This window comes from Streptomyces sp. NBC_00162 (assembly GCF_024611995.1).
Classification (GTDB): Bacteria; Actinomycetota; Actinomycetes; order Streptomycetales; family Streptomycetaceae; genus Streptomyces.
Genome location: NZ_CP102509.1, coordinates 3,132,993 through 3,157,688, shown reverse-complemented (window position 1 = coordinate 3,157,688; position 24,696 = coordinate 3,132,993). Strand labels below are relative to the sequence as shown.

Below are 24,696 nucleotides of genomic sequence, written 5' to 3'. Positions count from 1 at the left end.
TGAGCGTCCCCTTCTCCCCTGGATGATGCGCACGTCACCCTATTCGTTCACCCGCATGCTGCGGAACGTGCACGCTATTGTCTGCTAATCCGCCACACCGGGGGGTGTGGCCTCTGGGGGGTAACAGATGACGGAGCGGGATATGTCCGAACGTGGCGCGCCCGCGCGCAGGCCGTACCGAGTCGGCTATGCGCCGGGCGCGTACGATCTGTTCCATATCGGACATCTCAATATCCTTCGGCACGCCCGCAGTCAGTGCGACTACCTGGTGGCCGGAGTCGTCTCCGACGAGATGGCCGAACTCGCCAAGGGGCGCCGCCCGATGATCCCGCTGGTCGAGCGGCTGGAGATCGTCCGCAGCGTGAAGTACGTGGACGCCGCCTTCGTCGAGACGGTCCCGGACAAGGTGGAGACCTGGAAGCAGGTCCGCTTCGACGTCATCTTCAAGGGCGACGACTGGCGGGGCACCCCCAAGGGCGACAAGCTGGAGAAGGACTTCGCCGCCCACGGCGTCGACGTCGTCTACTTCCCCTACACCGTGCACACCTCCAGCACCCAGCTGCGCCGGGCGCTGGACGCGCTCGCCGAACCCCTCTCGGTGGCGGAGCCGTTCACCGCGGAACGGCGCTGAGCTCCCGGAACCACTTCACGAGGAACGCCGCCAGGAACAGCCCGGCGACCGCCCCGAAGGCCGCGTACGCGTAAGGGAACAGCTGTCCGCCGCCGAGCAGCAGGAACACCAGGCAGAACACCCCGTAGTCCACGGGCAGCAACGCCACCGCGCGTACGGTCGACGGCGCGGCGGCGGGGCTCCCCGGAGCCGGCCGGGGCTTGAGCTTCTCGGTCAGCAGCCCGCCGAAGAAGGTCACGACCGCGGCGAACTGGAAGCCCAGCGGCACCAGCAGCCAGCCGTCCGAGCCCGTCCCGTAGGCATCGGGGAACCGGTAGAAGGCGATCAGCACGCAGGAGTGCAGGGCGGTCAGCTTGGCGCAGTCCACGACGTGGTCGAGCCACTCGCCCGCGGCGCTGCCGCTCCCGCGCAGCCGGGCCAGCTGGCCGTCGGCGGAGTCGAAGGCGAACCCCACGGCGAGCGCGGCCCACACGGCGATCCCCAGCCCCCAGGAGGGCGCGGCCAGCGCGACCGCGGCCGCGGCGGCGAAGCTGAAGGCGGCGCTGATCAGCGTCACCTGATTCGGGGTGAGCCCGAGCGCGTACGACCCGGCGGCCAGGTAGCGCCCGATCGGCCGGTTCACGAACCGCGAGTAGAGCGACACACCCTTCGCCGGCTTCTGCGCCCCGCGCAGCTCCCGCAGCGCGACTCCGACTCTCCCCATGCACGGACCCCCTCAGTGACGATGTCGAACACATCATCGCAGGGCGAAAGTGGGTTCCGGTTCCGGGCGTTTGCGTACGTCCGGAAGCAGGAGTACGGACAGATTCGCGGCGGCGGTCAGAGCAGCGGCGGCCAGCAGCGGGACCGCGGTCCCGGTGACGGCGGCGAGCGGGGCGGCCGCCGCCAGACCCAGCGGGCGCGCGGCGAAGGAGATCAGGGTGTCGAAGGACCCGACCCGGCCCAGGGCCTCCAGCGGGATGCGGCGCTGCATCTCCGTCTCCCACAGCGGGCTCAGCACCCCCAGTCCGAACATGGCGCAGCAGAACGCGGCCGCGGTCACCGGAAGCGGCAGCCGCAGCCCGAAGGCGGTGAGCGGCAGCGCCTGGGCGGCGGCCCCGAAGGCCACTGCGTACAGCGGGCGATGGACCGGCAGCCGCCCGGCCGCCCAGACGCCGACCAGCATCCCGACCGTGCCGACCTGGGCGATGACCACCCAGGAGGTCTCACCGCCCAGGCTCTCCACGGCGATCAGCGGACCGAGGGTGAGCAGCAGTCCGGCCGCCAGGTGCCAGACCCCGTGGGCCAGCACATTGGCGAGGAACCACGGGTGGCGCCGGGTCTCGGCCCAGCCCCCGCGCAGTTCGGCGGTGAAGGCGGCGCGCGGCGTGCTGCGCGGGACCGGGGCCACCGGCAGGCCGCCGAGGGTCAGCGCGGAGAGCAGGAAGAGCGCGGCGGTGAGCAGGGAGGACCAGCCGGCTCCGATGGCCAGCATCAGCACCCCGGCGGCCGCCGGTGCCGCGATCTGCGCGAGCCCGGTGGCCACCCCGAGCCGGGTGTTGACGCGCAGCCGCCCGTCTTCGGGGACCACGGCGGCGACGAGTGTGCGTGCGGAGGGAGTGCCGAAGGCCACGGCGGCCCCGGTCACGGCCGCGAGCACGGCCAGCCGGGGGACGTCCGCGGGACCGGCCATGAGCACGACTCCGGTCGCCAGCTGGGCGGCCGCCCGTACGAGATCGGCCACGAGGACCACCCGCCGGGCGGGGAACCGGTCGGCGGCCACCCCCGCGACGGGCAGCAGGAGCAGCATCGGCAGCAACTCGCAGGCGAGCACGAGGCCGAGGTCCCCGGCGGAGCCGTTGCGGACGAGCGCCAGCGTCAGGGTGGTGGGGATGAGGGCGCTGGCGAAGGCGGCGGAGGTACGGCCGGCCAGCAGCCGCCAGATGGTCGGGGTCATGACAGGGAGGTTATGACCCTGCACCGCCTCGCCCCCCCGCGGGTCGAGACGGACACGACCTAACCGACCACCCTCAGCAGCAGGACCGAGCGGGCCGGGACCGTCAGGGTCTCGCCGCCGCGGTGGCGGGTGAGCGGAGCCTCGGCCTGGGTCTCGCGCGAGGTGTCCAGGACGAGTTCGTAGCCCTCGGCCCACGGCGCCCCCGGCAGTACCCACGGCACCGGCCGGTCCCCGGTGTGCAGCAGGGCCAGGAAACTGTCGTCCGTCACCTGCCGGCCCCGCTCGTCACGGCCCGGGATGTCCCGCCCCGACAGGTACATCCCCAGCGCCGCCGCCGGTGCGTACCAGTCCCGCTCCGTCATCTCCGCACCCGCCGGGGTGAACCAGGCCAGGTCCCGCAGCCCGTCCACCCCCTGCGGCCGCCCGGAGAAGAACGCCCGCCGCCGCAGCACCGGATGGGCCTGGCGCAGCGAGATCAGCCGCGCGGTCAGCGCGAACAGCTCCCGCCACGCCGGATCCTCCAGCAGCGACCAGTCCACCCACCCCGTCTCGTTGTCCTGGCAGTACGCGTTGTTGTTGCCGCCCTGGGTGCGCCCGAACTCGTCCCCCGCGACGAGCATCGGCACCCCCGTCGACAGCAGCAGGGTGGTGAGGAGGTTGCGCAGCTGCCGGCGGCGCAGCGCGGCGATCCGGGCATCCGTGCCCTCGGGCGGATCGCCCTCCGCCCCGCAGTTCCACGACCGGTTGTCGTTCGTCCCGTCCCGGCCCGCCTCCCCGTTCGCCTCGTTGTGCTTGCGCTCGTAGGACACCAGGTCCCTCAGGGTGAACCCGTCGTGCGCCGTCACGAAGTTCACCGAGGCGTACGGCCGCCGCCCGCCCCACGCGTAGAGGTCGCTCGATCCCGACAGCCGGTACCCGAGGTCCCGTACGTCGGGCAGCGCGCCCCGCCAGAAGTCCCGCACGGCATCCCGGTAGCGGTCGTTCCACTCCGTCCACAGCGGCGGGAAGGCGCCCACCTGGTAGCCGCCCGAGCCCACGTCCCAGGGCTCCGCGATCAGCTTGACCCGCCGCAGCACCGGGTCCTGGGCGATCACCGCCAGGAACGGCGACAGCATGTCCACGTCGTGCATCGAGCGGGCCAGCGCCGCCGCCAGGTCGAAGCGGAAGCCGTCCACCCCCATCTCCGTCACCCAGTACCGCAGCGAGTCCGTGATCAGGCGCAGTACGTGCGGGCGCCCCGCGTGCAGGGTGTTCCCGCAGCCCGTGTAGTCGGCGTACCGGCGCTGGTCGGACTGGAGCCGGTAGTAGCCCCGGTTGTCGATCCCGCGCAGGGACAGCGTCGGTCCGAGCTCGCCCGCCTCCGCCGTGTGGTTGTAGACCACGTCGAGGATGACCTCGATCCCCGCCGCGTGCAGGGCCCGCACCATCCGCTTGAACTCCCCGACCTGCTGGCCCGTCGTACCGCTCGACGAGTAGCCGGCGTGCGGGGCGAAGTAGCCGACCGAGTTGTAGCCCCAGTAGTTGCGCAGCCCCCGGCGCAGCAGGTGGTCCTCGTGCGCGAACTGGTGCACCGGCAGCAGCTCGACCGCCGTCACGCCCAGCTTCACCAGGTGCTCGACCGCCGCCGGATGGGCGAGGCCCGCGTACGTGCCGCGCAGTTCCTCGGGGACCCCCGGATGCCGCATCGTGAAGCCGCGCACGTGCAGCTCGTAGATCACCGAATCGGCCCAGGGGGTCTTCGGCCGGACGTCGTCCGCCCAGTCGTCGTCATCGTGGACCACGACCCCCTTGGGGACGAACGGCGCCGAGTCGCGGTCGTCGCGCACGGTGTCGGCGATGTACTGCTGCGGCCAGTCCCGCACGTGCCCGTACACCTCGGGCGGCAGGACGAACTCGCCGTCCACGGCCCGGGCGTACGGGTCCAGGAGCAGCTTCGACGGGTTGTACCGGGCACCGGTCCAGGGGTCCCAGCGCCCGTGCACCCTAAATCCGTACCGCTGCCCGGGGCGTACGCCGGGCACGAAACCGTGCCAGATCTCGTGCGTGAGCTCCGTCAGGGCGCAGCGGGTCTCGGCCCCGCCCTCCTCGAACAGGCACACCTCCACCGCCTCCGCGCCCTGCGCCCACAGCGCGAAGTTGGTGCCCGCCGTCCCGTCCGGACCGTGGTGGAACCGGGCCCCCAGGGGATGCGAGGACCCGGGCCACACCGGTGGTCCCGGGCGCGCGTACGCCCGTAACACCTGGCCCCTGACCTGGCCGCCCGGCACGGGCGCGGTACGGCCGCCCCGGACCGCGCTCTCGGTGTCCACCGCGTTCGCGGCGTCCACCACATTGCCGACGGCTTCCACCGCCTCTTCCTGCTCGGCTGCGCTCGACACTGCCCGCCTCCACGGCTCCTGGGTACCTGCGGGGGTGGGGGGTGCGGCCCCGGCGTCCCGGCCTGGGCCCGCCCCCGTCTGGTCCTTCACACTGTTCTGCCCGGACTGTTCCGCCCGGAACGTGCGCGCCGCTCACGTTTCCCCCGGAGGGGCCCGGTCGTTGGAGGGATCGTGACACTTCTGACGAGGCGGGCAGGGGCGGGCTTGGCCGCCGTGGCGGCATGGGCGGGCCTGCTCGGCGGCCTGGCCGGATGCACCCAGGACGGCCGTTCCCCGGTCGAGATCGAGTTGCCCGGCAAACCCCGCTCGCCGGACGAGGCCATCCGCATCACCCCCGACGACAATGCCAAGGGGGTGCCCGCCGGCGGGCGCCTCAGCGTCACGGTCCCCGAGGGCCGGCTGGAGCGGGTCGTGGTGACCAAGGTGGAGGACGCGCAGGAGGAGAAGGTTCCCGGCGCGATCGCCGAGGACGGGCTCAGCTGGAGCCCCGATCCGGAGGCCGCCCGTCTCTCGCTCGCGGCCAAGTACACCGTGGACGCCGTCGCCCTCGACGGGCACGACCGCCGCCAGGCCCGCCACACCACCTTCACCACCTACGTTCCCGAGGAACGGTTCATCGGCTACTTCAAGCCGGAGAACCGCTCCACCGTCGGCACCGGAATGATCGTCTCCTTCAACTTCAACCGGGCCATCGCGCGACGCGCCGAGGTGGAGCGGGCCATCACCGTCACCTCGAACCCGCCGGTGGAGATCGTCGGCCACTGGTTCGGCAAGGAGCGGCTCGACTTCCGGCCCAAGGAGTACTGGAAGTCCGGTACAGAGGTGACGGTGAAGATGAACCTGCGCGACATCGAGGGCGCGCCCGGCTCCTACGGCATCCAGGCCAAGACGATCACCTTCACCGTCGGCCGCTCGCAGATCTCCACCGTGGACGCGGCCGCGCACACCATGGAGATCCGCCGGGACGGCCGGCTGCTGCAGACCCTGCCCATCACCGCGGGAGCGCCCAAGACCACCACCTACAACGGGAAGATGGTGGTGATGGAGCTCTTCGACGTCACCCGCATGAACGGCCAGACCGTCGGCTTCGGCGGGGAGTACGACATTCCCGACGTCCCGCACGCCATGCGGCTCACCTCCTCCGGGACCTTCCTGCACGGCAACTACTGGGCCAGTCCCGACACCTTCGGCTCCGCCAACGTGAGCCACGGGTGCGTGGGCCTGCGCGACGACAAGGGCGGCGGCTCGGACACCCCGGCCGGCTGGTTCTTCGACCGGAGCCTGGTCGGGGACGTGGTGGAGATCCTCAACTCGCAGGACAAGACGGTCGCCCCGAACAACGGCCTGGGCGGCTGGAACATGTCCTGGGCCGACTGGGTCGCCGGCTCCGCCATCGCCTGACCGGCCCGCCACTTGGGACGGAACGGTGACATGACCGTGGCTTTTCGTGTTCTCCCCATGTGATTTCCTGTCGATAAGCGCGCGACTGCCCGCGCGCGGGGGACATGGGGAGAACAAGAGTGAACCTGCAGCCGATACGCGGCCGCGTCCGCACCGGCCTGCCGGCCCTTCTGCTGGGGGCCGCCCTGCTGCTGACCACCGCGTGCAGCGGTGGCGGCGGCGGAAACAACGGCAGCGGCAGCGGTGGCGACAATGCCGGGGGCGGTGCCAAGAACGGCACCGAGGCATCCAAGGCCGTGGTCAGCGTCAAGCCGGACGACGGCGCCAAGGAGGTCGCCACCAGCGGCATCCTGAAGATAACCAGCACCGGCGGCAAGCTCACCACGGTGACCGTCGCCGACACCAAGGGCAACGCGGTCGAGGGCAAGCTGGCCGACGACGGCGCGAGCTGGGAGCCGTCCCGCCACCTGGCCTCCGCCACCGAGTACAAGGTGCACGCGGTCGCCAAGGACGAGGCCGGCCGGGAGTCCGCCAAGGACACCACCTTCACCACCCTGACCCCGACGAACACCTTCATCGGCCACTACACGCCCGAGGACGGCTCCACCGTCGGCGTGGGCATGCCCGTGTCGATCAACTTCACCCGCGGCATCACCAACCCCGAGGCCGTCGAGAAGGCCATCACCGTGACGGCCGAGCCGGCGGTGCCCGTCGAGGGCCACTGGTTCGGCAACGACCGCCTCGACTTCCGCCCCGAGAAGTACTGGGCCGCGGGTACGAAGGTCACCGTGAAGCTCGCCCTCGACGGAGTCGAAGGCCGCCCGGGCGTCTACGGCAAGCAGACCCGCACGGTCACCTTCACCGTCGGCCGCTCCCAGGTCTCCACGGTCGACGCGAGCGAGCACACCATGGAGGTCGTCCGCGACGGCCAGGTGCTCAAGAACATCCCGATCACCGCGGGCGCCCCGTCGACGACCACGTACAACGGGCAGATGGTCATCAGCGAGAAGTACAAGGTCACGCGGATGAACGGGGCGACGGTGGGCTTCGGCGGGGAGTACGACATCTCCGACGTGCCGCACGCGATGCGCCTGTCGAACTCGGGCACCTTCGTGCACGGCAACTACTGGGCCTCTTCGGGCACGTTCGGCTCGGAGAACGTCAGCCACGGCTGCGTCGGCCTGAAGGACGTCCGCGGCGCCGGCGACGGCAACCAGCCCGCCGCCTGGTTCTTCAACGAGTCCCTGATCGGCGACGTGGTCATCGTGAAGAACTCCAAGGACAAGCAGATCTCCCCGGACAACGGCCTCAACGGCTGGAACATGGACTGGGCGGAGTGGATCAAGTAAGCCCCGCATGACGTAGTCCAGGTGGCCCGGTGCTGTGACACACAGCACCGGGCCACCGTCCGTTAACCGGCGCTAACCTTCCCCGTATGACCATCTCTCTCGAAGTCTCCGAAGGCGTCGGCACCATCCGCCTGGACCGGCCGCCCATGAACGCCCTGGACATCGCCACCCAGGACCGGCTGCGCGAGCTCGCGGTGGAGGCGACCGACCGGGACGACGTCCGCGCGGTGATCATCTACGGTGGCGAGAAGGTGTTCGCGGCGGGCGCGGACATCAAGGAGATGCAGGCGATGGACCACGCGGCGATGATCGCCCGGTCCCGCGCGCTGCAGGACTCCTTCACCGCCGTGGCCCGCATCCCCAAGCCCGTCGTCGCGGCCGTCACCGGCTATGCGCTGGGCGGGGGTTGCGAGCTCGCGCTCTGCGCCGACTACCGGATTGCCGCCGACAACGCGAAGCTCGGCCAGCCCGAGATCCTGCTCGGCCTGATCCCGGGCGCCGGCGGCACCCAGCGGCTGTCCCGGCTGATCGGTCCGTCCAAGGCCAAGGACCTCATCTTCACCGGGCGCATGGTCAAGGCCGACGAGGCGCTCGCGCTGGGCCTCGTCGACCGGGTGGTCCCCGCGGCCGAGGTGTACGAGCAGGCGCACGCCTGGGCCGCCAAGCTGGCCCAGGGTCCGGCGATCGCGCTGCGCGCCGCCAAGGAGTGCGTGGACGCGGGCCTGGAGGCCGACATCGACACCGGGCTCACCATCGAACGCAACTGGTTCGCGGGCCTGTTCGCCACCGAGGACCGCGAGCGCGGCATGCGCAGTTTCGTCGAAGAGGGCCCGGGCAAGGCGAAGTTCGTATGAACCCGGTCCGCTGAGCGGATGCGGCCGGTCCTCCCTGTGGGTGGATTAGCCAGGCCTTAAGGGAGCCTTAAGCGCAATCGGTGATCCACTCACGGTGATCACTTCTGAGCGGTGCGTCACCCCTGGTCAAAGTGGGTATACATAGCCTCCGCTTGCCGTTTGCATATGACAGGACGCCCCTGCGGAATCGATGCTTCCGTAGGGGCTTTTCCCGTGGAACGGCCCGGAGGGGCAGGTCGGCCCTCCATGATGGGTGCATGGCGGGCCTGGAGGGTGTGGAACAGCCGCGGCAGCGCAGCAGCGCTTCGGCCGTACGGCTCACGGCGGCGATTGAGGATGAACAGGGCCTCAAGGCACTGGAGTTGTACGGGAACCCGGCTGAGGCGGAAGTGATCCTGCCGTCCATGCCGGAATCGGCCGGCACCGCGCGCAGGCTCACCCAGTGCGTGGTGATACGGCTCTGGGGACTCTCGCCGCAGATCTCCGAGCACGCCGTCCTGCTGGTCTCGGAACTCGTCGGCAACGCGGTCCGGCACACCGGGGCCCGCTCCTTCGGCTTACGCATGCTGCGGCGGCGCGGCTGGATCCGGGTGGAAGTGCGCGACCCCTCGCGCGGACTGCCCTGTCTGATGCCGGTCCACGAGCTGGACACCACCGGGCGGGGGCTCTTCCTCGTCGACAAACTCTCCGACCGCTGGGGCGCCGACCTGCTGCCGCGCGGAAAGATCACCTGGTTCGAGATGCGCGTCGCCGACCGCCAGAACGCCTGAAGCCCCCTGGTCGCCGTGGTGGGCGGTTTGTGGGGGCTTCATGGGTGCGCCGAGGATCGATTGGGGTGTGATCCTCGGCGTGGCGACTTCGCTCGGGTCAATGGGAAGCCGTGGTTCCGACTATGGCAGACGCGGCCTCGAACGCCAAAAGTCCCTACTCGGACATAAGTGTGCAAATAGTGAGAGTTTCTAGCTAAATCCTAGGTGAGGTGGGCCACTCACCTCGTATTCGATGAATAACTATCGACCGCTCTGTGTGAATCGTTGATCACATAGCGGACAGGCGGCCTGGTTGGCCCATTCCGGCGAACGTCCTAAATTGGGTCAATCATTACCTTCCGGGCCTTCCACCCCTTAAATGGGCAGGTGCTCTCACATCCAGGCCGCCGCGCGGTCCTGCGCGCGGCCAGTCTCGGCACGGCCGGCGTCGCCGTGGCCGGCCTCACCGCCGCCTGCGGATCGGGCCGCCCCGCCACCTCGCCCTCCGCCGCACCCCCCGGTCCCGCCAGACCGGCCCGGCCGGCCGAGGCGGCCCCGGCCGTCCCGCGCCGGTACCCCGGACAGCCCGTCGAGATCGCCCACGGTCCGCGCGACCGCCCCCGGGTCGCCCTGACCTTCCACGGCAACGGGGAACCCGCCATCGCCCGGGCGGTACTGGCCGAGGCCGAGAGAGCGGGCGCGCGGGTCACCGTACTGGCGATCGGCGGCTGGCTCGACGCCCACCCGGACCTGGCCCGCCGGATCCTCGACGGCGGTCACGATCTCGGCAACCACACCCAGCGCCACCTCGCGATCAACGACATGCCCGAGGCGGAGGCCTACGCCGAGATCACCGGCTGCGCCCAGCGGCTCAAGCGGCTCACGGGCTCCATCGGCACCTGGTTCCGGCCCTCCCAGGCCCAGTACGCCACCCCGCTCGTCCGGAAACTGGCCCAGCGGGCCGGCTATCCGCACGTCCTCTCGTACGACGTGGACTCCCTCGACTTCACCTCGCCCGGTGCCGCGGCCGTCACCCGCACCGTCACCGGGACGATCCGACCCGGATCGGTGGTGAGCCTGCACTTCGGCTACGCGGACACGGTCGACGCGATGCCGCCCCTCCTCGAAGAACTCGCGCGCCGCAAGCTGCGCGCGGTGACCACCACGGAGCTGCTGACGCCATGAAGACCACCTGCCTTCCCCGGAAGGCCGCCGTGCTGCTGGCCGGTCTGGTCCTCGCCGCCCTGGCCGGCTGCGGATCGGCCGACAAGGGACCCGCCGAGGCGCTCGGCACCAAGGGCCCGGCCCAACCGCCCAAGGCCGTCCCGGCCGCCCCGCCGGGTCTGGCCGGAATGCCCCCGCTGCTCGATCCGAACGACGTGTACGCGGCGGACCGGCCGAACAAACTCTCCCCGGTGGTCAAGGACTTCCCGTCCCGCGTCTACGTGCCGAACACCAACTCCAACACGGTGTCCGTCATCGACCCGGTGACCTACCAGGTCATCGACACCATCCCGGTCGGCGTCCAGCCCCAGCACGTGGTGCCCTCCTGGGACCTGAAGACCCTGTGGGTCAACAACAACCGCGGCCACACGCTCACCCCGATCAATCCGGCCACCGGGGAGGCCGGACAGCCCGTCGAGGTGCACGACCCGTACAACCTGTACTTCACGCCGAACGGCAAGTACGCGATCGTCATGGCCTCGATGGACAAAGAGCTGGTCTTCCGCGATCCGCACACGATGGACCGGGTGAAAACCGTCCCAGTGACCTGTTATGGCGTCAACCACGCGGACTTCTCCGCCGACGGCCGCTACTTCATCGTGAGTTGCGAGTTCTCCGGCGAACTCCTCAAGGTCGACACCGAGAAGATGGAGGTCATCGGCCAGCAGAAACTGCCGTTCGAGGGCGCGATGCCCCAGGACGTCAAGGTCTCCCCGGACGGAAAGACCTTCTACGTCGCGGACATGATGGCGCACGGGATGTGGGTGCTCAGCGGTGACACCTTCGAGGTCCCGAAGCTGCTGCCGACCGGAAAGGGCTGTCACGGCCTGTACGTGAGCCGCGACTCCAAGGAGATGTACGTCTCCAACCGCGGCGAAGGCACCATCTCGGTCTTCAACTTCCCGCAGAACAAGCTCACCAAGAAGTGGACGCTGCCCGACGGCGGCAGCCCGGACATGGGCGGCGTCTCCGCCGACGGCAAGGTGCTGTGGCTCTCGGGCCGCTACAACTCCGAGGTCTACGCGATCGACACCGCGACCGGCAAGGAGCTCGCCCGGATCCCGGTCGGCGGCGGCCCGCACGGCCTCGCCGTGTACCCGCAGCCCGGCCGCTACTCGCTCGGCCACACCGGCATCTTCCGGTAGCGGACACGGCAGTGCCCCGGGAGCTCGCACAGCTCCCGGGACACGTCCGCCGGTGCGCCTTACCAGGCGACCGGGAGCCGTTCCGGCAGCCGCTTGATGAAGCCGGTGCGCCAGACCAGGTTCTCCGCCGGCACCGCGAGGCGCAGCCCGGACAGCCGCTCGACCAGCACCTCCAGGGCGATCTCGGCGTGCGCCCGGCCCAGCGCGGAGGCCGGGCAGAAGTGCCGTCCCGCGCCGAAGGCGAGGTGGGCGTTGGGGCTCTCGCGCTCCAGGTTCAGCTCGTCCGGGTTCTCGAAGGCCTCCGGGTCGAAGTTGGCCCCCTCCAGAAGGACGAGGACGAGCTCGCCCTCCTTCACCAGGACGTCGCCGACCTGGATGTCGGCCAGTGCGATGCGCGGCAGGCCGTCGCCCACGGACAGGTTCCAGCGCAGCAGCTCGTCGACCGCCTTGCCCATGCGCTCGGGGTGCTTGCGCAGGTAGCCGATGAGCTCGGGCCGCTGGAGCAGCGCGAGGACGGCGAGGACCAGGAACGCGGAGGTGGAGACCGCGCCCGCGCCGAAGAGCGAGACGGCGACCGTCGCGAACATGTCGTCGGTCAGGTGCGCCGACTCCGGGTCCGCCTCCTTCAGCCCGGCGAACCTGCCGAGGAGCCCCGTACGCTCCTCGGCAGGCAGGGCGAGCTGAACGTTCAGCTGTTCGGCGAAGTAGCCCACGTCCTTGTACCAGTTGAGGGCCGAGTCGGCGAACGGCTCGCGCGCGGTCATGAACGCGACGTCCAGCCCCGACATCAGCCGCCGCCAGTCCTCGAATGGCACCCCGAGCACCTGGCAGTGCAGCGCCGCCGAGAAGGGGTCGGCGAACCCCGCCCGGAGGTCGGCCGGACCGCCCTCGGCGACCAGCTGGTCGATGAGCTCGCCCGCCGTGGCGCGCAGCCGGTCCTGGAGCCCCTTCTGGCGCGGGTTGAGCGCCTTCATCACGGCGTTGCGCAGGCCCGCGCTGTTGATGTTGCCCATGTTGTTGACGACCTCGGGCGGGATCGTCAGCGCGTACTGGCGCGGCACACCGGCGTTCGCCGTGTCCTTGAGGCTGAACCGCTCGTCCTCCAGCACCTGCTTGGCCAGCGCGTAGCTGCTCACCAGCCAGGCCGGGTCCCCGGTGAGGGTACGGACCTTGGCGACCGGCGCCTTCTCGCGCAGCCAGCCGCACTCCTCCGGGAGCACGTCACCGCGCCGCGAGAGCGGGAAGTCGAGGAGCGGCTGCCGCTCCCGGCCCTCCCGGCCCTCAAGCTGCTCGACGCTCATCGACGGTCCTTTCGGTCGGTGCGTGGTCCACGTGGTTCCCGGCGGTCCCGGAGACCGGGGGGCGCTCGGCGGCTGCGGCCTCGGGCCGGACGACGGCATAGGCCTGGTTGCGGGTCGCGCGCAGGCCCCCGCCGCGGGCGAAGAGGACATCGGTCAGCGGCATCTTGACGTGGTAGGCCGCCACCGAGGACGGCACGTCGAGAATGCTCGGGGTGTCCACGAAGAACGGCAGCTCGGCCGCCATGTAATCGAAACAGACCTGCAACTGCGCGTCTGTGATCGATTCACCTTCCGGCAACTTGGAGCCGACAAAGTGCAGGGCCATTTTCTCGCAGCCCTTGCGGAATTCGTCGTCGGTCGCCAGGAAATGCAGTACGCGCCGGTGCAGTAGTTGGTAAACGGGGTTCTCCTGGAACTCCGAAAGTGCCCTCACGCGGATTTCGGCCTGTGGAGGTCCTGATTCCTCCACGCCCTTGAGAATCCTCCTCCGGACCGCCTTGATCTCCTTCGTGGCGCGCTTCTCCGCATGTTCCCGGGTGTAGCCGAAAGCGGCGAACATCCGGTCCACGTGGAGGTCTGCGTAGACGAAGTCGACCTGCGCGAAGCGGGTCGTGGCCCACTGGGCGAGGCTGCTGATGCGCTCGGAACTGAAGTAGCTGTTTCCAGGACTCACTCCGATGAGCACATGGTCGCCGTCTTCCCAGATATGGCGGCAAGTGCGGGTGAAGGGCAGAACTTCGAATGATGCGTCAGCTGTGATCGTCACCTGTGTGATCGCCCTTGTTGCCGCTTGTCCCTGGGAGCCCTGCGCTCCTGGTGTGGCGGCAATGTCGTTACGTTATGCCGTGGTCCCGGAGCGTGACAAGTCCGGGCTGGATTTATTGGCTGGAATTATCGCTTCCGCATTGCGGAAGGGTAATTGAATATCTATCTGCCGCCCGAACGGGACCCGGAGCGGGGGTCCGTGCACGGGGCGGCTACCCTGAGCCGGTCAACAAGCACCAAGAAGGGGTGGACCCAGTGGCGGACATCGAGAGCGCACGGGCGACGTTCAACAAGTTCGACGTGAACGGTGACGGCTTCATCACGGCCGACGAGTACAGCGCGGCCATGAAGGCCATGGGTGACGCCTACGTCACCGGTGCGGTCGCGGACGCCGTGCTCGCCGCCAAGGACGCCAACGGCGACGGCCTGCTGAGCTTCGACGAGTTCTGGGCCGCCCTCAACAAGTAGGTCCCGCAGGCAGGTCCCGCGCCGCCCCCGCCCCCCTGCCGGGGCGGGGGCGCGGTCATGCCCCGGAGCCGGGTCCGCCGGCCGTCATGTCCTCGACCTCGGCCAGGGCCTCCTCCAGCCAGTGCAGCCAGAACATCTCCAGGGCGATCCCGCCGTGCAGGACCAAGCGGCGCAGCCGGTCCTCCACGGCGTCGCGCTCCGGCGGGAAGTCCTTCTCCTCGATCGCCCCGTACTGCGCCAGCTGCCGCCGGTGCAGCTCCAGATGGCGCCGCAGCTCGGGGCCGAGCCCCTGCGGTCCGACCACGCCCGCCGCGCGGATGCGCAGCAGCAGGGGATCGCGCATCGGCTTGGGGTCCTGGCTCTCGCCGACCCAGCGCGCCAGTTCCGCGCTGCCCGCGGCCAGGACCTCGTACTCCTTCTTCTGCCCCCGTACGGGCACCTCGCTCGGCAGGGCCCGGATCAGCCCGGACTCCTCGAGCCGGCCGAGCTCGCGGTAGATCTGCTGGTGCGTCGCGGACCAGAAGTACCCGATCGACCTGTCGAACCGCCGGGTCAGCTCCAGCCCGGACGAGGGCTTCTCGAGCAGGGCGGTGAGGATGGCGTGGGGGAGCGACATGACGCCATCCTAGGGACGCCCCGCGGAGCCCAGGCGTCTGCCGTGACAACCCGGCCCCGTACGGGCGCGGCCGGGTGGCGGCTGCGCCGCCGCCCGCAGAGGCTGGGACCGTGGCTGCCGACTACGACTACTCAGACCTGACCGCCGTCTACGTGAACTGCACGCTCAAGCGCTCGCCCGAGACCAGCAACACCGAGGGCCTGATCGACAAGAGCCGCGCGGTCATGACGGCGGCGGGCGTCCGGACCTCGCTGATCCGCGCCGTCGACCACGACATCGCGACCGGCGTCTGGCCGGACATGACCGAGCACGGCTGGGAGAGCGACCAGTGGCCGGTCCTCTACAGCCAGATCATGGACGCCGACATCCTCGTCCTGTGCGGCCCGATCTGGCTCGGCGACAACAGCTCCGTGATGAAACAGGTCATCGAGCGGCTCTACGCCTGCTCCTCGGTCCTGAACGACCGGGGCCAGTACGCCTACTACGGGCGCGTCGGCGGCGCGCTGATCACCGGCAACGAGGACGGCGTCAAACACTGCGCCATGAACATCCTCTACAGCCTCCAGCACCTCGGCTACACGATCCCCCCGCAGGCCGACGCCGGCTGGATCGGCGAGGCCGGGCCGGGGCCCTCCTACCTCGACGCGGGCTCGGGCGGCCCCGAGAACGACTTCACCAACCGGAACACGGCCTTCATGTCGTGGAACCTGATGCACCTGGCCACCCTGCTCAAGCGCTCGGGCGGCGTCCCGGCACACGGGAACCAGCGCTCGCTGTGGGACGCGGGCTGCCGCTTCGACTTCCCGAACCCCGAACACCGGTAGCCACCCGGGCAGTTCCACCGCCGGCTACACCGGCACCTCCGCCAGCGCCCACTCCAGCCGGGCCAGCAGCGGCCGCGCAGCCGCGCGTAACCGCGCGAACTGCTCGGGCTGGCCGGACTGACCGCCCCCGAGGCCTCGGCCGCCACCCCCTCCGGGCCCACCGTCGCCGTGGCGATGGACCGGATGTTCAAGGACGGCTGCCCCTTCGACGACCGGGACGCGGACTGGGCGGCGTACACGCTCGTCCCGAAGATCGGCGACATGGTCAAGGCGGTGGCCGGCGCGCGCGGCACCGACTACCTGGACCTGCGTGACGCGCTGGCCGGGCACGAGGTGTGCTCGCTGGGCACGGAGCAGGTGGGCCAGGGCGGCCCGGACCCGCGTGAGCACGAGTGGTTCCGCTTCCTGTACTACGTCAACACCCAGGGCACGCTGGACGAGTCCATGCACCCCAACGCCCATGGGCAGCGGGCGACGGCGGCATGCCTCGGCCTGGTGGCCGCGGCCGCTCCGGGCCGCCGGTCCTGCACCCAGGACTGGTTCGGCGACGGGGATCCGGGCCGGATGCGGATCCGCCCGGCTGCCTGACCGTACGGGGCCCGGGGCGCGGCCGCCCCGGGCCCGTGGTCAGCACTGGTTCGCGTGCGCGATGTCCACGACGAACCGTTCCGGCGAGTGCAGGGCGAAGGTGCGGTAGTACGGCACGGTGTCGAAGGCGGCGCCGAAGGTCACGTACCCCTCGAAGTCGCCGGTCTTGGCGAGGCCCTTGAGCTTGCTGAGGTAGATCTTCTGCAGCGTGGGCCCGTGGTAGACGCTCTCGCCCGCGTCGTTGTGCGCGGCGGCGGGGTTGAGGCGGATCTCCAGGAAGTAGTTCCCGGCCAGCGGTACCGGCTTGCCGGACCCGTCCTGGATCAGTCGTGGGACGGCGGTGACGGTCACCCCGGGGACGAACCCCTGCAGGTCGATGACGATCCGGTCGTACGTGGCGTGCCCGCCCCAGCGGGCATTGACGACGAGCGGGGTCTGGGGCTGGGTCTCGGTGCGGGTGGCGGTGATTCCGGCGGCCGAGGCCGGCGCCGCGAGCGAGAGCCCGGCGGTGAGCAGGATGCCGGAGGCCAGGGCCACGATCCGGCGGCGGTGCGGACGAAGCGGGTGGATCATGACGTCCCCTCGATTCTCGAGAGACGGGGACATGTGACACAGCCTAGGACGCCGATTCGGACCCCGTAGTTCCACTTCCCGTGGAACCGGAGCCACGCGACAGGGGCCCGGCGCGCGTGCGCCGGGCCCCTGTGCGCTGCGTCAGCCGTCGCTGGTCAGCATTCGATGACGTTGACCGCGAGGCCGCCGCGGGCGGTCTCCTTGTACTTGACCTTCATGTCGGCGCCGGTCTCCTTCATGGTCTTGATGACCTTGTCGAGGGAGACCTTGTGGGTGCCGTCGCCGCGCATGGCCATCTTGGCCGCGGTGACGGCCTTGACCGCCGCCATGCCGTTGCGCTCGATGCACGGGATCTGGACCAGGCCGCCGACCGGGTCGCAGGTCAGGCCCAGGTTGTGCTCCATGCCGATCTCGGCCGCGTTCTCGACCTGCTCCGGGGTGCCGCCCAGGACCTCGGCGAGGGCGCCGGCCGCCATCGAGCAGGCCGAGCCGACCTCGCCCTGGCAGCCGACCTCGGCGCCGGAGATCGAGGCGTTCTCCTTGAACAGCATGCCGATCGCGCCCGCGGCGAGGAGGAAGCGGACCACGCCGTCCTCGTCCGCGCCCGGCACGAAGTTCACGTAGTAGTGCAGGACGGCGGGCAGCACTCCGGCCGCGCCGTTGGTGGGCGCGGTGACCACGCGCCCGCCCGCCGCGTTCTCCTCGTTCACCGCCATCGCGTAGATGGTCGTCCACTCGCTGCGGTGCATCATCGGGTCGCCCTCGGTGCGCAGCTGGCGCGCCGTGGAGGCGGCCCGGCGCTTGACCCGCAGGCCGCCCGGGAGGATGCCCTCGCGGGACATGCCGCGCGAGACGCAGGACTGCATGACGCGCCAGATCTCCAGCAGGCCCTCGCGGATCTCGTCCTCGGTGCGCCAGGCCTTCTCGTTCTCCAGCATCAGGGAGGAGATCGACAGGCCCGTCTCGTTCGCCAGGCGCAGCATCTCGTCACCGGAGCGGAAGGGGTACTTCAGCACCGTGTCGTCGAGCTTGATCCGGTCCTCGCCGACCGCGTCCTCGTCCACGACGAAACCGCCGCCGACCGAGTAGTACGTCTTCTCCAGCAGCGGGGCGCCGGCGGCGTCGTACGCGAAGAGCGTCATGCCGTTGGCGTGGTAGGGCAGCGAGCGCCGGCGGTGCAGGATGAGCTGGTTCGGCTCGTCGAAGGCGATTTCGTGCCCGTCGCCTATCTCCGCTCCGAGCAGCCGCAGGCGGCCGCTCTTGCGGATGCGCTCGACCTCGTCGTCCGCCGTTTCCACGTTCACGGTGCGCGGGGAGTGGCCCTCCAGACCCAGCAGTACCGCCTTGGGCGTGCCGTGGCCGTGGCCCGTCGCGCCGAGGGAGCCGAAGAGCTCGGCGCGCACGGACGCGGTCTGGGCGAGCACACCGTCCTTCTTCAGCCGCGTCACGAACATGCGTGCGGCGCGCATCGGACCGACCGTGTGGGAGGAGGACGGGCCGATGCCGATGGAGAAGAGATCGAAGACGGAGATGGCCACTGGCGGACTCCCTTGTCTGCTCGTGGGGTGGGAGGGGGCAGGAGTGGTGGATTGTTCGGATTTTGTCCGAGAGACGAGCTTAACGCGGCGAAATGAACGGCTCGTCTGCCGGACGGGGTCGGGGCGTGGTCGAGACGGGGTCGGGCGGGTGTCGGCCCACGCGCCGCAGGGGCCGCCACCAGGGCGAAGTCCCCGGGGGAGGATGACGCGGTCATGAGAAAGGCCCGGCCCTGTGCAAGACAAGGCCGGGCCCCCTAGCCGTTGCTCAGAGCGACGGGTACAGCGGGAACTTCGCGGCGAGCGCGGTGACGCGGGCCTTGAGGGACTCGCTGTCGTACGCCGGCTTCAGCGCGGCCGCGATGATCTCCGCGACCTCCTTGAAGTCCTCGGCGCCGAAACCGCGGGTGGCGAGCGCCGGGGTGCCGATCCGCAGACCCGAGGTGACCATCGGCGGCCGCGGGTCGTTCGGGATGGCGTTCCGGTTGACCGTGATGCCGATCTCGTGGAGCCGGTCCTCGGCCTGCTGGCCGTCCAGCTCGGAGTTGCGCAGGTCGACCAGGACCAGGTGGACGTCCGTACCGCCGGAGAGGACGGAGACGCCGACCTCGGTGACGTCCGGCTGCACCAGGCGCTCGGCGATGATCTTCGCGCCCTCGAGGGTGCGCACCTGGCGCTCCTTGAAGTCCTCCGAGGCGGCGACGAGGAAGGAGACCGCCTTGGCGGCGATCACGTGCTCCAGCGGGCCGCCCTGCTGGCCGGGGAAGACCGCGGAGTTGATCTTCTTGGCCAGCTCCTGCGTCGACAGGATCACACCGCCGCGCGGACCGCCGAGGGTCTTGTGCGTGGTGGTGGTGACGACGTGGGCGTGCGGCACCGGGTTCGGGTGCAGGCCCGCGGCGACCAGGCCGGCGAAGTGCGCCATGTCGACCATCAGGTACGCGCCGACCTCGTCCGCGATGCGGCGGAAGGCGGCGAAGTCCAGCTGGCGCGGGTAGGCGGACCAACCCGCGACGATCAGCTGCGGGCGGGACTCCTTGGCGAGGCGCTCGACCTCGGCCATGTCCACGCGGCCGGTCTCGTCGACGTGGTACGGGACCACGTTGTAGAGCTTGCCGGAGAAGTTGATCTTCATGCCGTGGGTCAGGTGACCGCCGTGGGCCAGGTTCAGACCCATGATCGTGTCGCCCGGCTTCAGCAGCGCGAACATCGCGGCGGCGTTCGCCTGCGCACCCGAGTGCGGCTGGACGTTCGCGGCCTCGGCGCCGAAGAGCGCCTTGATGCGGTCGATCGCGATCTGCTCGACCACGTCGACGTGCTCGCAGCCGCCGTAGTAGCGGCGGCCGGGGTAGCCCTCGGCGTACTTGTTGGTCAGGACCGAGCCCTGGGCCTCCATGACGGCGACCGGAGCGAAGTTCTCCGACGCGATCATTTCCAGGGTCGACTGCTGGCGCACGAGCTCGGCGTCGACGGCGGCGGCGACGTCGGGGTCGAGTTCGTGGAGAGGGGTGTTCAGTACGGACATCAGGATCCCCTGGGGTCAGTTACCGGCGGTGAGCTTGGCGTACTCGTCAGCGGAGAGCAGGTCGGCCGGCTCCTCCGCGACGCGCACCTTGAACAGCCAGCCACCCTCGAACGGCGCGGTGTTCACGAGGGCCGGGTCGTCCACGACGTCCTGGTTGGACTCGACGACCTCGCCGGAGACGGGGGAGTACAGGTCGCTGACCGACTTGGTCGACTCCAGCTCGCCGCAGGTCTCACCCGCGGTCACCGTGTCGCCTACCTCGGGGAGCTGGGCGTAGACGACGTCACCGAGCGCGTTGGCCGCGAACTCCGTGATGCCGACCGTCGCGACGCCGCCCTCGGCGTCCGACAGCCACTCGTGCTCCTTGCTGTAACGCAGCTGCTGGGGGTTGCTCATGACCTGATTCTCCTGGATGCGGGGGAGTGGATACGAACAGCGGTCTTGGGTACTGAGACGGCCGGTACTGCGGAGACGGCTTACGAGGGTTACTTCTGCCGCTTGTAGAACGGCAGGGCCACGACCTCGTACGGCTCATGCGTACCGCGAATGTCCACGCCGACACCGGAGGTGCCGGGCGCGGCGTGCGCCGCGTCGACGTACGCCATCGCGATCGGCTTGCCCAGCGTCGGCGACGGGGCGCCCGAGGTGACCTCGCCGATGACCTGGCCGTCCGCCACGACGGGGAAACCGGCGCGCGGGACGCGGCGGCCCTCGGCGATCAGGCCGACCAGCTTGCGCGGCGGGTTCGAGGCGGCGCGCTCGGCGGCGGCCTCCAGCGCGGCACGGCCGACGAAGTCCCCCTCCTTCTCGAACTTCACGACCCGGCCCAGCCCCGCGTCGAAGGGGGTGAGCGAGGTGGTCAGCTCGTGCCCGTACAGCGGCATGCCCGCCTCCAGGCGCAGGGTGTCGCGGCAGGACAGACCGGCCGGGACCAGGCCGACGCCCTCGCCCGCCTTGGTCAGCGCCTGCCACAGCTCCACGGCGTGCTCGGGGGCGACGAACAGCTCGAAGCCGTCCTCGCCGGTGTAGCCCGTACGGGCGATCAGCGCGGGGACCCCGGCCACCGTGCCCGGCAGACCGGCGTAGTACTTGAGCCCGTCCAGGTCGGCGTCGGTGAGCGAGGCGAGGATGCCGGGGGACTCCGGACCCTGGACGGCGATCAGCGCGTACGCGTCGCGGTCGTCGCGGACCTCGGCGTCGAAGCCGGCGGCGCGCTCGGTCAGGGCGTCCAGGACTACCTGGGCGTTGGAGGCGTTGGCGACGACCATGAACTCGGTCTCACCGAGGCGGTAGACGATCAGGTCGTCGACGATCCCGCCGTCTTCCTGGCAGATGTGCGTGTAGCGGGCACGGCCGACGCCGACGGTCGAGATGTTGCCGACCAGCGCGTAGTCCAGAACCTTGACGGCCTCCGGGCCGGTCAGGGTGATCTCGCCCATGTGGGACAGATCGAAGAGACCGGCCTTGGTGCGTACGGCGTTGTGCTCGTCGCGCTCACTGCCGTACCGCAGGGGCATGTCCCAGCCCGCGAAGTCGGTCATGGTCGCACCGAGCGAGCGGTGCAGCGCATCGAGGGCGGTCAGACGGGGGGCAGTGCTCATGGGTGTGGCTCCCGAGTCCCAGGGCATGACATGACGAGGAGGGTCCTCCCCATCTGTCATCGGAACCTGAGAGGTTCGCCGAGAGTGCCCCGGTTGCCAGGGATCGTCGGCTTGCACCTTGGGTGGAGCTGTCGAACAGCTCGCTTTTCAGATCTGCCTCATCCACGCGGTACGGGGCCTGAGAGATTCAAGGGAGGTTCTTGCTCCTTCGGCGCCCGAGCACGGCCTTGCGGCGTGCCGGGACTCTCCCGCGCGGATTCAAGCGGCCGGTATGCAGTTGGTCCAGATGGCGCACATCATTGCACGCCACCGTGGTGATCGGGTGTGGGGCCCCGAAAGTTGGTACGGGGACCGGGAGGGCGGACCGGAACCGGGGCTGCCGGATTACCGTCTCTTTACACTCAGTGGGCAAGGGTCCTGGTGACCCGATTCGGGGGAGGCGAACACTGTGCGGAGATTCGGAGTAGTGGCGGCTACGGGGACCGTGGACGCGGTGCCGGCGCAGCGCGGTGCCTGCGCCGGCCCCGGGCGGGTACGTGACCTGCGCGGGGCCGGGGCGCGGGGGGCGCGCCGGCTCGGCTTCGCGCAGGGGGACATCGTCGTGGTGTCCGGCCTGCCGGGCGGCGGCAAGAGCACGCTGATCAAGAGGGCGGCCGGCGAGGGCGGCGCGATCGACTCCCAGGACACGCGAGAGCGCTGGGAGCGGCGGATGCCGGGCGGGCTGCCGTACGGGGTGTACCGGCCGCTGGTGCGGGCCGCGCACTACTGGGGGCTGTGGCGGACCCTGCGCTCCGGAGCCTCGGTGGTCGTCCACGACTGCGGTACCCAGGCCTGGGTACGGGGCCTGCTCGCGGCGGCCGCGCGCCGCCGGGGCCGGGCGCTGCACCTGCTGCTCCTGGACAGCAGCCCGGAGGAGGCGCTGTCCGGCCAGGCGGCGCGGGGGCGCCGGGTGACGGCGTACGCCTTCGCCCGCCACCGGGGTGCGGTGACCCGCCTGCTGCGCGAAGCGGAAGCCGGCCGCCCCCCGGCGGGCTGCGCCTCGGTCACCCTCCTGGACCGCCCCTCGGCTGCCGCCGTCGCCCGCATCACGTTCCACAGCTGATCGCCGTTGCCGGGCTCAAGACCGGGCAGTGCGCTTTGAGGCTTACGCCGGCCAGATCCAGCCCCGCCGGCGTTTGAGGCGCGAGCTCTGGGGCGGAGCCCGAGCAGCGGACCCGCACCGATAACCTCGGGCACGACATCGGCGGGACCCAAGACGGAGGCAGGGGCACATGCAAGGCGGCGGCTGGCCGGGGAATGAGCTGGAGCAGGTGCTCGGGGCGGCGCTCGGGCAGCCGGATGCCGGGGGGCGGATCCTGGAGGTGCTCGGACGCAGCATGGTCTGGGTGCCCCTGCCCGGCGGCGGCGCCCCGGACGCCGAGAGCCTCGACCTGCCCACCATGGACATCGGCGGGGCGGCGTACGTCCCCGTCTACAGCTCCGAGGCCCAGTTCCGCTACTGCGTCGGCCCCGGCATGGACTTCGCCGTGGCCCCCGCCGTCGAGTTCGCCCGCGGCCTGCCCCCGCAGCTCGGCATCGCCCTCAACCCCGAGGGCGCCGTCGGCGTCCCCCTGCCCCCGCAGGCCGTCGCGGAGCTTTGCCGCACCGGGCGGACCCCGCTCGACGGCCCGTCCACCGGCGGTCGGGTCCGGCTCTACGAGCCCGACTGGCAGGAGGACCCGGTGGACTTCCTGGCCGCCGCGGCCGAGGAGTTCCGTACCGCCGGTGTGGTCACGGCCGCCTACCGCTGCCTCGCCAGCGTCGAGGGCGGGGAACCGGAACTGTTCATCGGTGTCCGCCTGGTGGGATGGGAGCCTGAGATGCGGAATGCCCCGATGGAGGCCCTCGGCCGGGCCCTGGCCCGGGTCCCGGCGCCCTGGCCCGTGCAGTTGATTCTCCTGGACGCCGCCCAGGACCCGGTCACGGACTGGATTCGTGAGCGCGTACGCCCCTTCTACCTCCCGTAGGGCCGCTTAAGCTGGGTACGCGTGGACGACGGGCGGACGAAGAGGGGTACCGGGTGAGTGCGTCAGGCACGGCCGCGGCCGGGCAGGTCGAGCACATGCTGCGCCAGGTGACTCCCGGGCGCTATGAGAGCTACGAGTCACTTCTGCATGCCCTTTCCGAGGGCCGGCTGTGGATGCTGCTCTGGCAGGGGCAGCCGGGTTCCCCCGATGCCCAGTACGGCGGCATGGAGGTCGAGAGCCTCGGCTACGCGCCCTGCGTGACCTCCCCGCAGGAGCTGGCCGCCAGCGGCTGGAACCGGGGCTACGAGGTGGTCACCGGGCGGGACATCGCCCGCGCGCTCTACCCGGACCGCTGGGGCCTGTGGCTCAACCCGCACGCCCAGGGCGGCGGCATCGGCATCCCGTGGGCCGACCTGCGCCGGATCGCGACCGGCCTGGACCGGATGCCCGCCGGGCCGCTGCGGCTGTCCGAGCCCACCCTCGAGCTCCCGCAGTTCTACGGGCTGCTCACCCAGCACGCGCACCGCACCCCGGCCGTCCGGTCGCTGCGCCGCGCCTGGGTGCAGCCCGCGCTCGGGTCGCCGTACCTCGCGGTCGGGCTCGACCTGTACGACGCCTCCGCGCCCGCGCTGGAATCCGTACGGGAGATGATGCGCCAGTCGGTCGGCGTGGTCCCCGAGGGCGTCCCGGTGTGCACGGTCGCGCTGGCGGACGAACACGACCCCGTCGCGATGTGGCTGCGCGCGCAGACCCGCCCGTTCTACGACCGCGAGGGCCAGGCGCCGCCCTACTGACCGGCACCGCCTGACCGCCGCAGGCCTCTCGCCCCCCTTTTCCAGACATCCGCATATTGAGACATCCATCTCGAAGGCCGCACCGGACCCATAGGTGCGGCCTTCGGCATATCCACCGAATGCGCCCAAGAACCATACCCGAAATGGCAGTTGGGCCGGATGTCCGTTCCGCGTCGAAGGGGCGGTGTTTCACCGCTCAACAGAGCGCGTGGTTCGGATAACGGAAGGTGGCGGCGCAGATCACGGTTGCGCATCACATCCCCGGCAGGTCTGGCGGCCGATTGAGAGGGCGTTGAAGACTCCCCCCACCGAAGGCCGGTCAATCTGACAATCACCAGCCCTTCACGTGCACTTCAGGCGCATTTCGCGCCAATCGCACCATCAAGTGACGCCGAAAGAAACAAGCCGCCACAGCGGCGGGCATGGGCCGGCC

24 protein-coding genes and 1 riboswitch are annotated in these 24,696 nt (G+C 70.6%); of the genes, 13 read left to right on the top strand and 11 right to left on the bottom strand.

Annotated elements, in window-relative coordinates; translation table 11 throughout:
- Nucleotides 1–142 precede the first annotated feature (142 nt).
- On the top strand, nucleotides 143–631 hold the full coding sequence (locus JIW86_RS14455) for an adenylyltransferase/cytidyltransferase family protein (RefSeq protein ID WP_215140205.1): 489 nt from the start codon (nucleotides 143–145) through the stop codon (nucleotides 629–631).
- On the opposite strand, the gene JIW86_RS14450 is transcribed toward JIW86_RS14455, so the two are convergent.
- Genes JIW86_RS14450 through glgX form a run of 3 tightly spaced genes read right to left on the bottom strand, consistent with a single transcriptional unit; the run spans nucleotide 612 to nucleotide 4,945 of the window.
- Nucleotides 612–1,334: a CDP-alcohol phosphatidyltransferase family protein gene (locus tag JIW86_RS14450; RefSeq protein ID WP_257554070.1), complete on the bottom strand. Its 723-nt coding sequence runs from the start codon at nucleotides 1,332–1,334 to the stop codon at nucleotides 612–614. The two genes, JIW86_RS14455 and JIW86_RS14450, sit on opposite strands and share 20 nt — an antisense overlap.
- Nucleotides 1,335–1,367: 33 nt before the next feature.
- On the bottom strand, nucleotides 1,368–2,567 hold the full coding sequence (locus tag JIW86_RS14445; RefSeq protein ID WP_257554069.1) for an MFS transporter: 1,200 nt from the start codon (nucleotides 2,565–2,567) through the stop codon (nucleotides 1,368–1,370).
- A 59-nt stretch (nucleotides 2,568–2,626) separates the two neighbouring features.
- Nucleotides 2,627–4,945: a glycogen debranching protein GlgX gene (glgX, locus tag JIW86_RS14440; protein WP_416237567.1), complete on the bottom strand. Its 2,319-nt coding sequence runs from the start codon at nucleotides 4,943–4,945 to the stop codon at nucleotides 2,627–2,629.
- Between the two features lie 180 nt (nucleotides 4,946–5,125).
- Here glgX and JIW86_RS14435 point away from each other — a divergent pair, with 180 nt between their 5' ends.
- From JIW86_RS14435 to JIW86_RS14410, 6 genes are all read left to right on the top strand, one after another.
- Entirely contained in the window at nucleotides 5,126–6,346 is a 1,221-nt protein-coding gene (locus JIW86_RS14435) for a L,D-transpeptidase (protein WP_257559322.1), read from the top strand.
- Nucleotides 6,347–6,450: 104 nt separating this feature from the next.
- Nucleotides 6,451–7,695, top strand: coding sequence for a L,D-transpeptidase (locus JIW86_RS14430; protein WP_416237566.1), 1,245 nt, complete (start codon nucleotides 6,451–6,453; stop codon nucleotides 7,693–7,695).
- Between the two features lie 86 nt (nucleotides 7,696–7,781).
- On the top strand, nucleotides 7,782–8,549 hold the full coding sequence (locus JIW86_RS14425; protein ID WP_257554068.1) for an enoyl-CoA hydratase/isomerase family protein: 768 nt from the start codon (nucleotides 7,782–7,784) through the stop codon (nucleotides 8,547–8,549).
- 257 nt (nucleotides 8,550–8,806) lie between these two features.
- Nucleotides 8,807–9,319: an ATP-binding protein gene (locus tag JIW86_RS14420; protein WP_215140198.1), complete on the top strand. Its 513-nt coding sequence runs from the start codon at nucleotides 8,807–8,809 to the stop codon at nucleotides 9,317–9,319.
- A gap of 366 nt (nucleotides 9,320–9,685) precedes the next feature.
- Nucleotides 9,686–10,483, top strand: coding sequence for a polysaccharide deacetylase family protein (locus tag JIW86_RS14415; RefSeq protein ID WP_416237565.1), 798 nt, complete (start codon nucleotides 9,686–9,688; stop codon nucleotides 10,481–10,483).
- Complete coding sequence (locus JIW86_RS14410) at nucleotides 10,480–11,667, top strand: YncE family protein (RefSeq protein ID WP_257554067.1); 1,188 nt, start codon at nucleotides 10,480–10,482, stop codon at nucleotides 11,665–11,667. The genes JIW86_RS14415 and JIW86_RS14410 overlap by 4 nt, the downstream gene beginning before the upstream one ends.
- A 59-nt stretch (nucleotides 11,668–11,726) precedes the next feature.
- On the opposite strand, the gene JIW86_RS14405 is transcribed toward JIW86_RS14410, so the two are convergent.
- Entirely contained in the window at nucleotides 11,727–12,968 is a 1,242-nt protein-coding gene (locus tag JIW86_RS14405; protein ID WP_215140195.1) for a cytochrome P450, read from the bottom strand.
- The gene (locus JIW86_RS14400; RefSeq protein ID WP_257554066.1) at nucleotides 12,949–13,734 is read right to left on the bottom strand and encodes a tRNA-dependent cyclodipeptide synthase; all 786 of its coding nucleotides are present in this window, start codon (nucleotides 13,732–13,734) and stop codon (nucleotides 12,949–12,951) included. The genes JIW86_RS14405 and JIW86_RS14400 overlap by 20 nt, the downstream gene beginning before the upstream one ends.
- Nucleotides 13,735–13,988: 254 nt before the next feature.
- Here JIW86_RS14400 and JIW86_RS14395 point away from each other — a divergent pair, with 254 nt between their 5' ends.
- Complete coding sequence (locus JIW86_RS14395) at nucleotides 13,989–14,201, top strand: EF-hand domain-containing protein (protein ID WP_215140193.1); 213 nt, start codon at nucleotides 13,989–13,991, stop codon at nucleotides 14,199–14,201.
- 55 nt (nucleotides 14,202–14,256) lie between these two features.
- Here the strand turns inward: JIW86_RS14395 and JIW86_RS14390 are convergent, their stop codons facing one another.
- Entirely contained in the window at nucleotides 14,257–14,817 is a 561-nt protein-coding gene (locus JIW86_RS14390; protein WP_257554065.1) for a PadR family transcriptional regulator, read from the bottom strand.
- Between the two features lie 74 nt (nucleotides 14,818–14,891).
- Between JIW86_RS14390 and JIW86_RS14385 the strand changes: the two genes are divergently transcribed.
- Together JIW86_RS14385 and JIW86_RS14380 are read left to right on the top strand one after the other, a co-directional pair.
- Nucleotides 14,892–15,641 carry a flavodoxin family protein gene (locus JIW86_RS14385; protein WP_257554063.1) on the top strand — a complete coding sequence of 250 codons (750 nt, stop codon included), beginning with the start codon at nucleotides 14,892–14,894 and terminating at the stop codon, nucleotides 15,639–15,641.
- Nucleotides 15,642–15,809: 168 nt separating this feature from the next.
- Nucleotides 15,810–16,229: a hypothetical protein gene (locus JIW86_RS14380; protein ID WP_257554062.1), complete on the top strand. Its 420-nt coding sequence runs from the start codon at nucleotides 15,810–15,812 to the stop codon at nucleotides 16,227–16,229.
- Nucleotides 16,230–16,268: 39 nt separating this feature from the next.
- On the opposite strand, the gene JIW86_RS14375 is transcribed toward JIW86_RS14380, so the two are convergent.
- From JIW86_RS14375 to gcvT, 5 genes are all read right to left on the bottom strand, one after another.
- Nucleotides 16,269–16,802 (bottom strand): hypothetical protein, encoded by a 534-nt coding sequence (locus JIW86_RS14375; RefSeq protein WP_257554061.1) that lies wholly within the window; start codon nucleotides 16,800–16,802, stop codon nucleotides 16,269–16,271.
- Between the two features lie 155 nt (nucleotides 16,803–16,957).
- A complete protein-coding gene (locus JIW86_RS14370; protein WP_257554060.1) occupies nucleotides 16,958–18,340 on the bottom strand; it encodes an L-serine ammonia-lyase in 1,383 nt (460 codons plus the stop codon).
- Nucleotides 18,341–18,605: 265 nt separating this feature from the next.
- Nucleotides 18,606–19,862 carry a serine hydroxymethyltransferase gene (gene glyA, locus JIW86_RS14365; protein WP_257554059.1) on the bottom strand — a complete coding sequence of 419 codons (1,257 nt, stop codon included), beginning with the start codon at nucleotides 19,860–19,862 and terminating at the stop codon, nucleotides 18,606–18,608.
- A gap of 15 nt (nucleotides 19,863–19,877) precedes the next feature.
- Nucleotides 19,878–20,258, bottom strand: a complete 381-nt coding sequence (gene gcvH / locus JIW86_RS14360; protein ID WP_215140184.1) for a glycine cleavage system protein GcvH — start codon at nucleotides 20,256–20,258, stop codon at nucleotides 19,878–19,880.
- 89 nt (nucleotides 20,259–20,347) lie between these two features.
- Entirely contained in the window at nucleotides 20,348–21,463 is a 1,116-nt protein-coding gene (gene gcvT, locus JIW86_RS14355) for a glycine cleavage system aminomethyltransferase GcvT (protein ID WP_215140183.1), read from the bottom strand.
- A 157-nt stretch (nucleotides 21,464–21,620) separates the two neighbouring features.
- Nucleotides 21,621–21,724, bottom strand: a riboswitch (glycine riboswitch).
- 205 nt (nucleotides 21,725–21,929) lie between these two features.
- Between gcvT and JIW86_RS14350 the strand changes: the two genes are divergently transcribed.
- From JIW86_RS14350 to JIW86_RS14340, 3 genes are all read left to right on the top strand, one after another.
- The gene (locus JIW86_RS14350) at nucleotides 21,930–22,565 is read left to right on the top strand and encodes an AAA family ATPase (RefSeq protein ID WP_416237564.1); all 636 of its coding nucleotides are present in this window, start codon (nucleotides 21,930–21,932) and stop codon (nucleotides 22,563–22,565) included.
- A gap of 169 nt (nucleotides 22,566–22,734) precedes the next feature.
- On the top strand, nucleotides 22,735–23,469 hold the full coding sequence (locus JIW86_RS14345; RefSeq protein WP_257554058.1) for an enhanced serine sensitivity protein SseB: 735 nt from the start codon (nucleotides 22,735–22,737) through the stop codon (nucleotides 23,467–23,469).
- A gap of 53 nt (nucleotides 23,470–23,522) precedes the next feature.
- Nucleotides 23,523–24,263 carry an enhanced serine sensitivity protein SseB C-terminal domain-containing protein gene (locus JIW86_RS14340; protein WP_215140180.1) on the top strand — a complete coding sequence of 247 codons (741 nt, stop codon included), beginning with the start codon at nucleotides 23,523–23,525 and terminating at the stop codon, nucleotides 24,261–24,263.
- Nucleotides 24,264–24,696 lie beyond the last annotated feature (433 nt).

Coding starts and splice junctions, on each gene's coding strand:
- JIW86_RS14455 (WP_215140205.1), top strand. CDS start 143: ATGTCCGAACGTGGCGCGCCCGCGCGCAGGCCGTACCGAGTCGGCTAT.
- JIW86_RS14450 (WP_257554070.1), bottom strand. CDS start 1,334: ATGGGGAGAGTCGGAGTCGCGCTGCGGGAGCTGCGCGGGGCGCAGAAG.
- JIW86_RS14445 (WP_257554069.1), bottom strand. CDS start 2,567: ATGACCCCGACCATCTGGCGGCTGCTGGCCGGCCGTACCTCCGCCGCC.
- JIW86_RS14430 (WP_416237566.1), top strand. CDS start 6,451: ATGGGGAGAACAAGAGTGAACCTGCAGCCGATACGCGGCCGCGTCCGC.
- JIW86_RS14425 (WP_257554068.1), top strand. CDS start 7,782: ATGACCATCTCTCTCGAAGTCTCCGAAGGCGTCGGCACCATCCGCCTG.
- JIW86_RS14420 (WP_215140198.1), top strand. CDS start 8,807: ATGGCGGGCCTGGAGGGTGTGGAACAGCCGCGGCAGCGCAGCAGCGCT.
- JIW86_RS14410 (WP_257554067.1), top strand. CDS start 10,480: ATGAAGACCACCTGCCTTCCCCGGAAGGCCGCCGTGCTGCTGGCCGGT.
- JIW86_RS14405 (WP_215140195.1), bottom strand. CDS start 12,968: ATGAGCGTCGAGCAGCTTGAGGGCCGGGAGGGCCGGGAGCGGCAGCCG.
- JIW86_RS14390 (WP_257554065.1), bottom strand. CDS start 14,817: ATGTCGCTCCCCCACGCCATCCTCACCGCCCTGCTCGAGAAGCCCTCG.
- JIW86_RS14375 (WP_257554061.1), bottom strand. CDS start 16,802: ATGATCCACCCGCTTCGTCCGCACCGCCGCCGGATCGTGGCCCTGGCC.
- glyA (WP_257554059.1), bottom strand. CDS start 19,862: ATGTCCGTACTGAACACCCCTCTCCACGAACTCGACCCCGACGTCGCC.
- gcvH (WP_215140184.1), bottom strand. CDS start 20,258: ATGAGCAACCCCCAGCAGCTGCGTTACAGCAAGGAGCACGAGTGGCTG.
- gcvT (WP_215140183.1), bottom strand. CDS start 21,463: ATGAGCACTGCCCCCCGTCTGACCGCCCTCGATGCGCTGCACCGCTCG.
- JIW86_RS14345 (WP_257554058.1), top strand. CDS start 22,735: ATGCAAGGCGGCGGCTGGCCGGGGAATGAGCTGGAGCAGGTGCTCGGG.